The organism is Pseudomonas sp. QLc11A (assembly GCF_052112305.1).
In the GTDB taxonomy this organism is placed as follows: Bacteria; Pseudomonadota; Gammaproteobacteria; order Pseudomonadales; family Pseudomonadaceae; genus Aquipseudomonas; species Aquipseudomonas laurylsulfatiphila.
Genome location: NZ_JAVAJJ010000004.1, coordinates 266,428 through 281,273, shown reverse-complemented (window position 1 = coordinate 281,273; position 14,846 = coordinate 266,428). Strand labels below are relative to the sequence as shown.

Below are 14,846 nucleotides of genomic sequence, written 5' to 3'. Positions count from 1 at the left end.
GACGACAAAAACAGGGTGCCCAGGGCGCTGACAACGGGCGAAAGACTGGCACAATGATGGCAAACCTGCCAAGCCAGCCTGGTCCGCGGCTCAAGAGACAGCGTTAACCCGTTGTAGTTCTTGGCTTTTCTTATAAATCCACGGCTCTGATATGCTTTCCGGCCTTTGGGCCGAGGTAGCACCATGCAACTCATCGATATCGGCGTCAACCTGACCAACGCCAGTTTTGCCGACAAACACCAGGCCGTACTCGACCGCGCCTACGCGGCCGGCGTGTGCCAACTGGTGCTGACCGGCACCAGTGTCGAGGGCAGCGAACAGGCCCTTGAGCTGTGCCGGCAACTGGACGAAAGCAATCAGCGCCTGTTCGCCACCGCCGGTATTCACCCTCACTGCGCCAGCGACTGGAACGCCGACAGCGCCCGACGTTTGCGCAGCTTGCTTGACGAGCCGAATGTGGTGGCCGTGGGTGAATGCGGGCTGGATTTCAACCGTGATTTCTCGCCACGCCCGCAGCAGGAAAAGGTCCTCGAAGAACATCTGGCCTTGGCCGTCGAATTGCAATTGCCGGTTTTTCTGCACGAACGCGACGCCAGCCAGCGTTTGCTGGAGATCCTGCGCGACTTCCGCGACCAATTGCCGGCCGCGGTGGTGCACTGCTTCACCGGGGAGCAGAAGGCGCTGTTCAGCTACCTCGACCTCGACCTGCACATCGGCATTACCGGCTGGATCTGCGACGAGCGCCGGGGCACGCATTTGCATCCGCTGGTCAGGGAGATCAAGCGCGGACGCCTGATGCTCGAAAGCGATGCACCGTACCTGCTGCCACGCAGCCTGCGCCCCAAGCCGAAAAATGGGCGAAACGAGCCAGCGTACCTGACCGAAGTATTGCGCGAAGTGGCACTGCATCGCGGGGAAAGCCAGGAGGATCTGGCGGCGCACACCACAGCCTGTGCACGCGCGTTTTATGGCCTGCCATTGATCTCCTGTTCACCATAAATCCCTGTGGGAGCGAGCTTGCTCGCGATGGCGGCAACACATTCGGTACGGATGTGACAGAAAAACCGCAATCGCGAGCAAGCTCGCTCCCACAGGTTCGAAATTGATCTGCATCAAGAACCAGCCACCTGAGTAGCAGCACAATGATGGCACCTTGCCAAAACCGTTTCCGCTATCAGAGAAGACCTCCATGGGTGCCTGGCTTAGCAATATCTCGCTGAAATACAAATTCTGGGCGGTCAACGCCGTCGCGTTCGTCACCACCCTGTTGCTGGTGCTGTACGCGGTGCAGCTTGAGCAGCAGGCCCGCAGTCACGCCTCCCAGGCTTCGGCCCAGGCCCAGGCGCGATTGCTCGAAGCCTGGCCCGCCGGGCAACCGCTACCCAAAATCGATAACCTGCTGACGTTCAATCGCGGACAAGTGCCTTCGCTGTTTGAACAACCCCTTCCCGAGCTCATCAATGCAAACGGCTGGGTCGAGATCAGCGTGATGCCGCTGTTCGGTGACAACCCGTTGATGGGCGCCGAAGTGTTCGCGCGCGCCGACGGGCAGCGGGTCGCCGTGATCGCCCACGGTCCAAGCCTGAGCCAGGTGTTCAGCGAGCGCTTCGCCCACTACGCGGTGGCAGTGCTCATCCTGATGCTGGCCATGCTCGGCGCATCGCAGCTGTTGATCCGATTCCTGCTCAGCCAGCTCAACACCTTGAAAGACGTCATGTTGCACGTGGAGAAAACCGGCGACTTGTCGGCCCGGGTGCCATTGGCTTGCAGCGACGAGGTCGGCCAGATGGCCAACGCCTTCAACGCCATGCAGGCCGGTTATCAACGGGTGGTCAACACCGTCGCCAGCACCGCCCGGCAACTGGACACCGGCGCTGCGCGGCTGGCGGCGAGCATGAATGAAGTGCGCCATGGCATGCTCGGTCAGCAAAGCGAAACCGATCAGGCCGCCACGGCGATCAATGAAATGACCGCCACGGTCTATCACATCGCCCAGCACGCGGGCGCCACCCGTGACCTTTCACAATCGGCCGATACCCTGGCCGGTAGTGGCCAGGAGGTGGTGACGCGGGTGCAGCGCTCGATTGCCGGGCTGTCCACCGGCGTGCAGCAGACCGCCGAGATGATTCAACGCCTGGCCGAGGACAGCCAGAAGATCAACGGCGTGGTCAACGTGATTCACAGCATCGCCGAACAGACCAACCTGCTGGCGCTCAACGCCGCCATCGAAGCGGCCCGGGCCGGCGAGATGGGGCGCGGCTTTGCGGTAGTCGCCGATGAAGTACGTAACCTGGCCAAACGCGTGCAAACCTCCACGGACGAAATCACGATCATGGTCTCGGCGTTGCAGGCCGGGACGCGGGACGCCGTGGATTTCATGCAAGAGAGCTCGTTCAAGGCCGATGACTGCGTACGACAAGCCCAAGAGGCCGGCGCGGCACTGGCCGAAATCACCGGGGCAGTGGCACAGATGCGTGAAAGCAACACGCAGATCGCCGTGGCGGCCGAGCAGCAGAGCCAGGTGGCGGAAGAGATGAACCGGGCGGTGGTGAGCATCCGTGACGTGACTGAAAACACGGTGCAGCAGACGGTGTCTTCGGCGACGACCAGCAATGAACTGGCGGCGCTGGCCGGGGAGTTGAGCAAGGCGATAGGTCAGCTCAAACTTTGAGGGCCCTTTCGCGAGCAGGCTCGCTCCCACAAGGGATCTATGTATGCCCAGAATCTGATGGTCACCGAGGATCAATGTGGGAGCGAGCCTGCTCGCGAAGGCGTCAGTCGAATCCACATCAAACTTGAACATGACACCTATCAAGCCAATAGCCAGCCTTGATTCGCCGCCGGCGTTGACCGGGCCTATTCTTCATTACATGTGTTCAACATGGATTGAGGATCAGCAACATGGGCAAACGTCACCCCAACCTTCCCGCCTGGCAATGGCGAGCGTACCCGAACAATCATCAGCACCCGACCAATCTGGTGTTGCACCTGATCGCGGTGCCGCTGTTCATCGTGGCGTTTCTGCTGATCGTATCCGGGGTCTTCAGCCTGAGCCTGGCCAACATCGCCATTGGCGTGATCGGCGTGATTGCGGCGCTGGCCTTGCAACGCCACGGCCACAGCATGGAGACGCAAGCCGCCGAGCCGTTCAGTGACCGCAAGGATGCAGTATCGCGCCTGTTGGTCGAGCAGTTTCTGACCTTTCCGCGGTTCTTCCTCAGTGGTGGCTGGTGGCGCGCCTGGCGTGAGCGCCACCGTCGTCACTGATCAGGCGAACACCGTCACCGTCTGCCGGCTCATGGCGATCAACCGGCCATCGGCGCTCCACATTTTCGCCGCGGCATGCCCGTAACCATCGGCGGCGTGCTCGGTCTCGACGAGGTATTTGCACCAGTCCAGGGTGGTCAATTCCAGCAGCGGATGCACGAACTCGATGGTCCAGGTCAGCGTGCTGCCCATCGCCGGCTTCTTCAAAAACGGCATCAGGGCCGGCGGCCAGGCGTCCACCAGTGCGAGGATATGCGCCTCGCCGATGGCCTCCTCCTTGTCATCGCCGCGCAAGCGCACCCAACCACCCATTTGCCGCGACGTGCTACCGCTGAACGGCAGCCCGCCTACACTCCAGCGCATCGCCAGGTGCCGCATGAATTCCGGGATAACGCCTTCGATAAAAGGCAACTCCTGGCACTCGTCCCAGTGCTTCATTTCAGGTGCCGGTTCAGCGGCCACGGCCACCACCGAAGGGCGTGAAGCGCCAAAGCTCCCCTGGATCAACGTCACCACCTGGCCCTTCTGCATCACCCGGCCCAACACCTGGCTGACCGCCTTGCCTTCACGCAATACGTCGACTTCAAAGCTGACTGGAACCTCGGGCTCAACCGGGCCGACAAAGGTGATCGCCAATGAACGCACCGGGCGATCCGCTGGCACCCGGGCACGCATGGCTTCGTACTGCAAAGCCGCCACCACGCCACCGAAACTGGCGCGCCCCTGGCCCCAGGAAGCCGGAATGGAGAGCTCCAGCGGCTGGCTACGGACAGCGTCAAGCAGTTCGGAAAAACGCATGAAAACCTCAGGGATCGGAAAAAGTTGAGGGGATCTTAACCATCTGGCGAGATGGATACATCGCCTATTCCGGACAAATTGACTGACAGATAAGTCGCGCAGGTTTCATGTCGAACATAAACCTCCTGTGGGAGCGGGCTTGCTCGCGAAGACGGTTTGTCAGTCACCAACAATGTCCGGGCTGATGGCGTCTTCGCGAGCAAGCCCGCTCCCACATTTGTTCGGTGGTGATATCAGGATTTGAAACAATCGCGACTGAGCTTTTCCAGCACCCGGTCCGCACGCTGTTCAGCCTCCGCCATGGTGGCTGTCCAGACCGCGACACAGGGCCGCAAATCCGCTTCCTTCTCAGCCATGGCCAGCCATTGCACGCAATCGTGCCAGTCACCCAGCGCGCCCTGGGCCGATTTCAACCGGGGCATGGCCGCTTTCGGTAAACGGTCCAGCTCGGGGTAAGCGTCGATCCCATAGCGTACGCGCTTGATCAGCAGGCGTAGCCGATGACGGTCGTGGGCCGGGTCGTGCAGTGCTTCGTCGAGTTTTTTCCACTGTTTGCCCAGACGCTTTTCGATACGCTTGCGCAGGCCCTTGAGCAATCCCTGGCGCTGGGCTGCGCGCAGAAAACGCGGAAACGCATCGAGCACGATCAGCAATTGCGCAAGCTCGGGACTGGCCGCCACGGCCGGATAGGCTTCGGCCATTTGCGCCATGCGCCACTGTGCAGCGTGAGGTTGACCGTGCTCAAGCAGGTACGCCGCCAGCACTTCGCGATCACGCAACGGCGTGGTCAGATCGCCCACCCGCGAGGCGGCCGCTTCCAGTTGTTCGACACCGGGCAACCCGCGCAAAGGCCGCAACAGGCTGCGTAACCGACGCATGGTTGTGCGCAGATCGTGTAAAGCTTCAGGGTCAGTCCGCTCTCTCAAGCGGGCCTGACAGGCCAGCAGACGAACTTCCAGGCCCAGGACATGAGCCACCAGCCGATCGATCATGGGGGTTTACTCCGTAAACAGCGCCAGGCCGCAAGCCGCGAGCTGCAAGCCCGATGAGTCTTGCAACTCGTAGCTTAGAGCCGGCAGCTGCTTTTTGCCTTCAACGCCCCGCGCGCGATTCACGAATATAGAAACGAGCCTTCTCGGCTTTCCTGGTGCAGCCTTCGAACCCCTCGAATTGCTGCTGGGTCTTGGCCGCGGTCAACAGCGACAGGGCCTTGGAGTAGCTGACGGTCCCGGCGAAACCTTCGGCTTTGGCCAGGTCCAGTTCATGCCATGCCGCATCCAGGTTACTTCCGCAACTGTCGCGGTAGGCGGTTTTTCCGGCACAACCGGCGAGTGCCAGGGCAATCAATGGCACGCAGATCCAGGCTTTCATCACTTACTCCTCAAAAATAGGTCAACAGTCATGCTGGTAAGACGGTGTAGCACCTGAAAAGTGCCGTTGGTCCGCTGTGCGAACTATAGCGCTGACGAGAACAACCATGTGCCGCCATGGAGTGTCGAAAATACGACGCTCTTGCCCCCTCGAACGACCATGACGATTGAAGCATGCCCCTCGATGGGTGCATTGTTGAAGCATTCAAACGAGGGCGATTCATGAAAAAGCGTGTCGCACTGGTATTGGGCTCGGGTGGAGCCCGGGGTTACGCACATATTGGGGTCATTGAAGAGATCGAACGGCGCGGCTATGACATTGCCTGTATCGCCGGTTGCTCCATGGGCGCGGTGGTGGGCGGGATCTACGCCGCCGGCAAACTCAATGAATACCGCGACTGGATCGAGAGCCTGGATTACCTCGACGTGTTGCGCCTGGTGGACGTCAGTTTTCGTCTGGGGGCGATTCGTGGCGAGAAGGTGTTCGGGCAGATTCGCAAGATCGTCGGCGAAATCAACATCGAAGACTTGCGCATCCCCTATACCGCCGTTGCCGCCGACCTGACCAACCAGCAGGAAATCTGGTTCCAGGAAGGTTGCCTGCACCAGGCGATGCGCGCCTCGGCAGCGATTCCCAGCCTGTTCACCCCGGTGATGCAGGGCAACCGCATGCTGGTCGATGGCGGCATTCTCAACCCGCTGCCGATAGTGCCCGTGGTGTCGAGCCATTGCGACCTGATCATCGCGGTCAACCTCAACTCCACCAACCAGCGCCACTACCAATTGCCGGTTATCCAGCGCCCCGCCGCGTTCAAGACCCGCTTCGACAACCTGATGAGCTCAGTCGGCTCGAAGTTACCGTTCCGGCGTAAACAGGCGGAACAATTGTTGATTCTGGAGCAGGAAGCGTTGAAAGCCGAAGGAGCGGATTTCAACCCGTGGATCGAGTCCGCCGAACCCGAAGCACAGCAACCCGCGGCCGCCCCGGAAGCCAGTGGCGCGCCCCGCTCTGCCACCGGTTCGTTCATCATCGACAACGTCGGGCCGGCATCCTTGCTCGACTTGATCAACCAGAGTTTCGAGGTGATGCAGACGTCGCTGGCGCAGTACAAGATTGCCGGGTATCCGCCGGACATCCTGATCAACGTGCCCAAGCGCGTGTGCCGGTTTTTCGAGTTCTACAAGGCGCCGGAGCTGATCGCGCTGGGACGGGAGATTGCGCGCGATACGCTGGATCGGTATGAGAATGAGCAGAATTGAACGTCTGAAAACTATTTGTTGAATGTAAGGCCCTCATCGCGAGCAGGCTCGCTCCCACAGTGAGTTTTTGGTGTACACGAAGTTTGTGTCTGACCAAGATCCCATGTGGGAGCGGGCTTGCTCGCGATGGGGCCGGAACATTCAGCACAAAACTAAAGGCTGCCCCTCACTCAACAACCGATACCCCACCCCCGCCTCGGTCACGATAAACCTGGGTTGGGTCGGGTCATCCGCCAGTTTCTGGCGCAAGTGCCCGACCACGATGCGCAAGTAGTGAGTGTCTTCGGTGTGTGTCGGCCCCCAGATGTCCTTGAGCAATTGCTGCTGGGTGATCACCCGCCCCGGATGCCGCGCCAGTTGCGCCAGCACGGCGTATTCCTTGCGAGTCAACGCGACTTCGATACCGTCGAGCAATACCCGGCGATACGCCAGGTCGACCGTCAAAGGACCGAAGCTCAGCGCTGCTGGCTGGGTTTCGCCGACCGGCGCCTGGCGCAGCAACGCTCGAACCCGTGCCAGGAATTCCTGGATGCCGAACGGTTTGGTCACGTAGTCGTTGGCGCCGCCATCCAGGGCCTCGACTTTCTGCCCTTCACTGGCGCGCACGGAGAGCACCAACACCGGCACCGTCGACCACTCGCGGAAATCGCGCAATACCTGTTGGCCGTCCATGTCCGGCAAGCCGAGGTCGAGCACCAGCAAGTCCGGTTTGTTCAATGCAGCTTGGGCCAAGCCTTCACTGCCGGTGCCGGCCTCCAGCACTTTGTAGCCCTGGGAAACGAGGCTGATGCGCAGGAATTTACGGATCTGCGGTTCGTCGTCGATGACCAGGATGGTCGCGGTCTGGCTCATGAGTTCACATCAACACAAAGAAGTGGCAAGAGATTAGCGCAAGCAGGATCAGGCTTCACTCTCGTATCCCGGCTGAGCCTGTAGCGGCAGGTGTAACGTGATGCAGGTACCGCGTCCCTCAATGCCGTCGGCGACGCTGATGCGCCCGCCATGGGCACCGACCATGCCCTGACAGATCGCCAGCCCCAGTCCGGTGCCCTGTCCGCCACGATCACCTCGCGCCGCGGTGTAGAACATGTCGAAAATCTTCGCCCGATCCTCCTCCGGAATCCCCGGGCCCTCATCGCTGACCGAAAAGAACAACTCACCGTCGTCGGTCCCGGCGCGCAATTGCAAACGCCCGTGGGGCGGCGAAAACCGCGCGGCGTTTTCCAGCACGTTGACCAATGCCTGTTCGATCAGCGCGGCGTGCACATACAGCAGCGGTAACTCGGCCGGCACGTCGGTGCTGACATGCAGCGGCGCAAGGACTGCGCGCAAGCGATTGCGCGCACTGCCGACGATATCGGCCGGTGACACCCAGTCCCGCGCCAGCTTCAAGGCTCCGTGGCCGAGGCGGGTCATGTCGAGCAGATTCTGGATATAACGATCAAGGCGCTCGGCTTCATCACGGGTGCCCTCGAGCAGCTCACGCCGATCCTCCAGCGGGATCGCTTCACCCAGGGCCAGCAGGCTATCGATACTGCCGCGCATGGACGTCAAGGGTGTGCGCAAATCGTGCGACACCGAAGCCAGCAAGGCACTGCGCAACTGCTCGGTTTCACCGTGCAGCCGCGCCGCTTCCAGATCATCGGCCAGTTGCGCCCGGGCCAGCGCCTGGGCCAGCGGCTGGCTCAGCGCGGTCAACAAGCGACGGCGCTGGCCACTCAGGGTCTGGCCTTCCTTGGCGCACACGCCAAGCAGCGCGAGCGGGCCGTCCTCGACCGATAACGGCCACCACCACCAGCGGCCGAACGGCAAGGTGCCGGTGCCCGCACCTGCCGGTTGATCGTGCTGCCAGGCCCAATCGGCGGCGGCGCGCTCAGCTTCGGTAAACTCCAGCGGGCCACCGGTTTCGACTTTCCAGCCGCTCTGCCCGTCGCGATTGAGCAGACACAGCTGCACGTCGCTCCAACCGTTGAGGTGTTGGGCGGCCGCACTGACCACGGCCTGGCGGTCGGTGGCGGCTGTCAGTTTGCGTGACAGGTCGAGCAATTCCGTGGTCTCTTCCTGGGTATCGCGCAGTGCCTGCAATTGCCTGCGCTGGCGCGCCGCGAGGTTGCCGGTGAGGGCTGCCATCAGCAGGAAAAACAGCAAGGTCAGCACGTCTTCTTCGCGCTGGATGCTGAAAGAAAAAGTCGGTGGAATGAACAGGAAGTCATAGGTCAGGAACGACAGCGCCGCACAGGCCAGCGCCGGCCCGAGACTACTGCGCACCGCCACCAGCAACACGGCGGCGAGGAACACCAGTGAAATATTGGGCAGTGGCAGTACACTCGCCACGGCCCAGGCCAGGGCGCTGGCCATGACCGTTGCGACCACCGCCAACGCGTAGTCGAACCAGACCAGCGGCCCCATCGACCGCTGATGAGGTTGATGCTGTTGGTGATCGCCGTCGAGAACGTTGATTTCCAGTCCGCGGGCATTGCGCAGCAGCCGCGCCGCCAGCCCGCCACCGAACAGGCGTCGGCGCAATCTCGGCCGGGACTGGCCGACCAGCACCAGGCTGGCGCGGCGTTCGGCGGCATGCTGGATCAGGGTTTTCGCCACCTCACCGGCGCGCAGCAATACCACTTCGCCGCCCAGGCGTTCGGCCAGTTGCTGGGCGCTCTGCAGGCGCAGGCGTGACTGTTCGTCACGCACGCGACCGTTGTCCACGTGCACCAGGCTCCAGGGCAGGTGCCGCCGCTGGGCCACGCGACTGGCATGCCGTACCAGACGCTCGGCCTGGGCATCGCCGTCCACCCCTACCAGCAAACGCCCGCGTACGGCTGGCGCCGCTTGTCCGAGTTGGCGATAACCCAGGGCCAGATCGTTATCGACCTGAGCCGCCGCAGTTTGCATCGCCAGTTCGCGCAGGGCTGTCAGGTTGGTCTGGGAAAAGAACGCGTCGATGGCCGCCCGCGCCTGCTCCGGCACATAGACCTTGCCGTCGCGCAGGCGCTCGAGCAGTTCCCGTGGCGGCAAGTCGATCAGCAGCAGCTCGTAGGCTTCTTGCAGCACCCAGTCCGGCAGGGTTTCACGGACCTGCACGCCGGTGATGCCACGCACCTGATCGTTGAGGCTTTCCAGGTGCTGGACGTTGACCGTTGTGTAGACATCAATGCCGGCGGCGAGAAGCTCCTGAATGTCCTGCCAGCGTTTTTCGTGACGGCTGCCGGGTGCGTTGCTGTGCGCCAGCTCGTCGACCAGCACCAGCTTCGGTTTGGCGAGGAGCAGACCGTCCAGGTCCATTTCTTCGAGCAACACACCACGGTATTCCGAGCGCACCAACGGCTGCTGCGGCAAGCCGCTGAGCAGTACTTCGGTTTCGGCGCGGCCGTGGGTTTCGACGACGCCGGCAATGACCTTCACGCCTTGACGCAGTTGGGTGTGGGCCGCCTGGAGCATGGCGTAGGTCTTGCCGACTCCGGGCGCGGCGCCGAGAAAAACTTTGAGCCGGCCACGGCCATCGCGGGGCAGGTCTGCTAACAGCGCGTCGGCGCGGCCGGAGTTGCTCATGCTTGGAAATCTCTTTTTTCAGATGTTGTTGTGGTGATTGGGAGGCCGTCATCGCGAGCAGGCTCGCTCCCACAATTGGAATGCATACTCCTGTGGGAGCGAGCCTGCTCGCGAATGGCTGCACCGCCGATTTACAGTTTTTCCAGCGCCAGATTCAACTCAAGCACATTCACCACCGGCGGACCTACCAATGGCTGTTCGATGTGCGCGTCCAGCAGCTGTTGCAGTGACGCGACCGGCAAATTGCGCGCCGCCGCGACACGCGCCAGTTGATAGGCAATCGCCGCCGGTGGCAAGTGCGGATCGAGACCGCTGCCCGACGTCGTGACCAGCGCCAATGGCACCGCCCCCTGGCCGGGCACCAGCAGCTTGCCGGCCTCGTCGATCACCCGCGTGGCGAGGGCCGGGTTGCTCGGCGAGAGGTTGCTGGCACTGCTCGATACGGTGGCAAAGGCACCGGCCGAAGGGCGCGGGTGGAACCAGGCGTCGCCGACGAAATCCTGGGCGATCAGCGAGGAACCGCGGACCTTGCCCTCGGCATCGCGCACCAGGCTGCCGTTGGCCTGATCCGGGAACGCGACCTGGGCGACGCCTGTGACTACCAGTGGATAGGCGACGCCGGTGATCAGCGTCATCAGGACCAACAGGCTCAGGGCCGGGCGTATCAATGTGGACATTTCAAAATCCTCGAATTGTAGGAGCGAGCTTGCTCGCGAAGAACCGGAGAGCGCCGCGTTTAGCCAGACAGAACGCGTTATCGTTAACGTCCATCGCTAGCAAGCTAGCTCCTACAGGGGGTGTCGTTCGAGCGCGAAGCGCTCGCCATAGGTCAAACCAGATGCAACGCTGTCATCAGCATGTCGATCGCCTTGATGCCCACGAACGGCACCAGGATCCCGCCCAGGCCATAGATCAGCAGATTGCGTCGCAACAGCGCCGCCGCACTCGCCGCCTGCACGCGCACACCGCGCAATGCCAGGGGAATCAGCACCACGATGATCAAGGCGTTGAACACGATCGCCGACAGAATCGCGCTCTGCGGACTGCTCAGTTGCATTACGTTGAGCACGCCCAGTTGCGGGTAGATCGCCGCGAACAGCGCCGGCAGGATCGCGAAGTACTTGGCCACGTCGTTGGCGATGGAAAAGGTCGTCAGCGCACCGCGGGTAACCAGCAATTCCTTGCCGATCTGCACCACATCCAACAACTTGGTCGGGTCGCTGTCGAGGTCGACCATGTTGGCCGCTTCACGCGCCGCTTGCGTGCCGTCGTTCATCGCCATGCCGACGTCCGCCTGGGCGAGCGCCGGGGCATCGTTGGCGCCGTCGCCGCACATGGCGACCAGACGCCCGTCGTTTTGCTCGTGACGAATGCGCGCCAGTTTCTTCTCCGGCGTGGCCTCCGCCAGCACGTCGTCCACACCGGCCTCAGCGGCGATGGCGGCGGCAGTCAACGGATTGTCGCCGGTGACCATCACCGTGCGAATGCCCAGCTTTCGCAACTCGGCGAAACGCTCGCGGATACCAGGCTTGACCACGTCCTTGAGGTGGATCGCGCCGAGCAACTTGCCGTCGGCGCAGACCAGCAAGGGGGTGCCGCCGCTTTGCGCGATCTTGTCGATTTCGCGGGATAGGGCAGGTGCCAGGTCAGCACGTTTCAGGCCGACGAACGCCAGCAACGAATCCACCGCCCCCTTGCGGTACACGCGCCCTTGATAGTCGACACCGGACAGGCGGGTTTCGGCGCTGAATGGCACGGCTGTCAGCACGTCGGCGGACGGTTCCGGTTGCGGATGAGTGCCACGCAGGTACTCGACGATCGACTTGCCTTCAGCGGTGTCGTCGGCCAGCGACGCCAGCAACGCGCCTTCGGCCAATTCCCTGGCTGTCACGCCTGGCGCGGCATACACCGCCGAGCAACGACGGTTACCGAAGGTGATGGTGCCGGTCTTGTCCAGCAGCAGGACGTGCACGTCCCCCGCCGCTTCCACCGCACGACCGGACTTGGCGATCACGTTCAGGCGCACCAGACGATCCATACCGGCGATACCGATGGCCGACAACAGACCGCCGATAGTGGTCGGAATCAAGGTGACCAACAGTGCCACCAGGAACACCAGCGGCAGGCTGCCGTTGGCGAAGTGGGCGAACGGTTGCAGGGTGACGACCACCAGCAGGAAGATCAGGGTCAGGCCGATCAGCAGGATGTCGAGCGCCACTTCGTTCGGGGTTTTCTGGCGTTTGGCGCCTTCGACCAGGGCGATCATGCGGTCCAGGGTCGACTCGCCAGGGTTGGCGGTGATCTTCACCAACAGCCAGTCGGACACCAGCCGTGTATTGCCGGTGACGGCCGAGCGGTCGCCGCCGGACTCACGAATCACCGGTGCCGACTCACCGGTAATCGCCGCTTCGTTGACCGCTGCGATACCTTCGAGCACTTCGCCGTCACCGGGGATCATCTCCCCGGCTTCGACACGCACCACATCACCTTTGCGCAGGCTGGTGGCCGGCACTACCTGAAAGGTGCCATTGCTGGTTTTGCGCCGGGCGCTGAGGCCTTCGCTACCGGCCTTGAGGCTGTCGGCACGGGCCTTGCCACGACCTTCGGCCAAGGCTTCGGCGAAGTTGGCGAACAGCACGGTGAACCACAGCCACACGGCAATTTGCGCGGCGACGAAGGTCGGTACGGCCGTATCGGGAATGAAGCACAGCACGGTGGTCAGGATCGCGGTCAGTTCGACCACCAGCATCACCGGCGCACGTTGCAATTGCCGTGGGTCGAGCTTGACGAAGGCTTGCACCAGCGCCGGGCGCCACAGGGCCGAGATCGCGGTTTTCGGTTGCTCCGGCGCCTTCACGGCGACGGTTTTGGATACAGGCATATTCATCTTCAACTTCCTCAGAAGGCCATGCTCAGATGTTCAGCAATCGGGCCCAGTGCCAGGGTCGGCAGGAATGTCAGGCCGCCCACCAGCAAAATGGTCACGGTCAGCAGGGTCACGAACAGCGGGCCGTGGGTCGGGAAGCTGTTCTGGCCAATCGGTGCGGTTTTCTTCATCGCCAGGCTGCCGGCCAGGGCCAGAACCGGGAGGATGTAACCGAAGCGACCAATCAACATGCCCAGGCCCAGCATCAGGTTGTGAAACGGCGTGTTGGCACCGAAGCCGCCGAAAGCCGAACCGTTGTTGGCACTGGCCGAGGTGTAGGCGTAGAGCAACTGACTGAAACCGTGGGCGCCGGGGTTGCTCACCGAGGCCACCGGGCCTGGCAGGCTGGCGGCAATCGCGCCGAGCACCAATACGCCAATCGGCATGACCATCAGGGTCACCACCAGCAATTGCACTTCCCTGGCTTGCAGTTTCTTGCCGAGGTACTCCGGCGTACGACCGATCATCAGGCCGGCGAGGAACACCGCGATCAACACGTTGAGCAACATGCCGTAGAGCCCGGCACCGACGCCACCGAAGATCACCTCGCCAACCATCATGTTGACCAGGGCCACCATGCCGCTCAGCGGATTGAGGCTGTCATGCATGCCGTTGACCGAGCCGTTGGACGCCGCCGTGGTGGTTACCGACCAGAGCACCGTGGCGGTAGTGCCGAAACGCGCTTCCTTGCCTTCCAGCGGCGCAGTCTGCTCGACGGCTACGTTGTTCAGGGTCGGGTTCGGCTGGTATTCAGCCCATAGCGAGGTCGCGCCGCCGATCAGAAACAGCGCCAGCATGCAGGCGATGATCGCGCGACTCTGACGCAGGTCCTTCACGTAGTGGCCGAAGGTGAACACCAGCGCCACCGGGATCAGGATGATCGAGGCCACTTCGAACAGGTTGCTCCAGGCCGTCGGGTTCTCGAACGGATGCGCCGAGTTGACGCCGAAGAAGCCGCCACCGTTGGTACCCAATTGCTTGATCGCAATCTGGCTGGCAGCCGGGCCCAAGGGAATGACCTGGTCGACGCCTTGCACCGTCACCGCATTCACGTACTGCGCGAAGGTTTGCGGCACGCCCTGCCAGACCAGATACAGCGCCAGCAACAGACACAGCGGCAGCAGGCCGTAGAGGGTGGCGCGGGTCATGTCGACCCAGAAGTTGCCAAGCGATGCCGTGGATTTGCGCCCGATGCCGCGGCACAGCGCAACCAGTACGGCCAGGCCAGTGGCGGCGCTGACGAAGTTCTGCACGGTGAGGCCGGCCATCTGGCTCAAGTAGCTCAAGGACGCTTCGCCGCTGTAAGACTGCCAGTTGGTGTTGGTCATGAAACTGACGGCGGTGTTGAACGCCTGTGTCCACTCCTGACCCGGCAGGTTTTGCGGGTTCAGCGGCAAATGATCCTGGAACAGCAGGATCGCGAACAGCAGCAGGAAACCCGCAAGGTTGAAGGCGAGCAAGGCCAGGGTGTACTTCTGCCAACTCTGTTCGGCGTGCGGATCGACGCCGGCCAGCCGATAGCAACCGCGTTCGACCGGGCCCAGGACCGGCGACAGCCACGTGCGCTGCCCCTCCATCACCTTGTAGTAGAAGCGCCCGAGAAACGGCGCCGGGACCAATACCAAGGCGAAAAACCCGAGGATCAGCCAATAGTCATAACTGTGCATAGCTGC

Annotated in this window: 12 protein-coding genes; 4 read left to right on the top strand and 8 right to left on the bottom strand. The window is 62.3% G+C overall.

What is annotated here, in order from left to right:
• Positions 1–183 precede the first annotated feature (183 nt).
• The 3 genes from Q8X48_RS08820 (at position 184) to Q8X48_RS08810 (ending at position 3,267) form a co-directional block, all read left to right on the top strand.
• Complete coding sequence (locus Q8X48_RS08820; protein WP_217837542.1) at positions 184–999, top strand: TatD family hydrolase; 816 nt, start codon at positions 184–186, stop codon at positions 997–999.
• 190 nt (positions 1,000–1,189) lie between these two features.
• Complete coding sequence (locus Q8X48_RS08815) at positions 1,190–2,671, top strand: methyl-accepting chemotaxis protein (RefSeq protein ID WP_407800484.1); 1,482 nt, start codon at positions 1,190–1,192, stop codon at positions 2,669–2,671.
• A 230-nt stretch (positions 2,672–2,901) separates the two neighbouring features.
• Complete coding sequence (locus tag Q8X48_RS08810) at positions 2,902–3,267, top strand: Mpo1-like protein (RefSeq protein ID WP_095966385.1); 366 nt, start codon at positions 2,902–2,904, stop codon at positions 3,265–3,267.
• On the opposite strand, the gene Q8X48_RS08805 is transcribed toward Q8X48_RS08810, so the two are convergent.
• From Q8X48_RS08805 to Q8X48_RS08795, 3 genes are all read right to left on the bottom strand, one after another.
• Complete coding sequence (locus tag Q8X48_RS08805; RefSeq protein WP_407800485.1) at positions 3,268–4,065, bottom strand: acyl-CoA thioesterase; 798 nt, start codon at positions 4,063–4,065, stop codon at positions 3,268–3,270.
• 233 nt (positions 4,066–4,298) lie between these two features.
• The gene (locus Q8X48_RS08800; RefSeq protein ID WP_407800486.1) at positions 4,299–5,057 is read right to left on the bottom strand and encodes a CHAD domain-containing protein; all 759 of its coding nucleotides are present in this window, start codon (positions 5,055–5,057) and stop codon (positions 4,299–4,301) included.
• 100 nt (positions 5,058–5,157) lie between these two features.
• Positions 5,158–5,436: a hypothetical protein gene (locus tag Q8X48_RS08795; RefSeq protein WP_007973587.1), complete on the bottom strand. Its 279-nt coding sequence runs from the start codon at positions 5,434–5,436 to the stop codon at positions 5,158–5,160.
• Between the two features lie 221 nt (positions 5,437–5,657).
• Here Q8X48_RS08795 and Q8X48_RS08790 point away from each other — a divergent pair, with 221 nt between their 5' ends.
• A complete protein-coding gene (locus tag Q8X48_RS08790) occupies positions 5,658–6,695 on the top strand; it encodes a patatin-like phospholipase family protein (RefSeq protein WP_007973589.1) in 1,038 nt (345 codons plus the stop codon).
• 141 nt (positions 6,696–6,836) lie between these two features.
• Here Q8X48_RS08790 and Q8X48_RS08785 read toward each other — a convergent pair whose 3' ends face one another.
• The 5 genes from Q8X48_RS08785 to kdpA form a co-directional block, all read right to left on the bottom strand.
• On the bottom strand, positions 6,837–7,547 hold the full coding sequence (locus tag Q8X48_RS08785) for a response regulator (protein ID WP_126049966.1): 711 nt from the start codon (positions 7,545–7,547) through the stop codon (positions 6,837–6,839).
• A 48-nt stretch (positions 7,548–7,595) separates the two neighbouring features.
• Positions 7,596–10,247: an ATP-binding protein gene (locus Q8X48_RS08780; RefSeq protein ID WP_407800487.1), complete on the bottom strand. Its 2,652-nt coding sequence runs from the start codon at positions 10,245–10,247 to the stop codon at positions 7,596–7,598.
• Positions 10,248–10,378: 131 nt separating this feature from the next.
• Entirely contained in the window at positions 10,379–10,924 is a 546-nt protein-coding gene (kdpC, locus tag Q8X48_RS08775) for a potassium-transporting ATPase subunit KdpC (RefSeq protein WP_015094010.1), read from the bottom strand.
• Between the two features lie 152 nt (positions 10,925–11,076).
• Positions 11,077–13,134 carry a potassium-transporting ATPase subunit KdpB gene (gene kdpB / locus Q8X48_RS08770; RefSeq protein WP_407800488.1) on the bottom strand — a complete coding sequence of 686 codons (2,058 nt, stop codon included), beginning with the start codon at positions 13,132–13,134 and terminating at the stop codon, positions 11,077–11,079.
• Between the two features lie 11 nt (positions 13,135–13,145).
• Complete coding sequence (gene kdpA / locus Q8X48_RS08765; protein WP_407800489.1) at positions 13,146–14,840, bottom strand: potassium-transporting ATPase subunit KdpA; 1,695 nt, start codon at positions 14,838–14,840, stop codon at positions 13,146–13,148.
• Between the last annotated feature and the right edge of the window lie 6 nt (positions 14,841–14,846).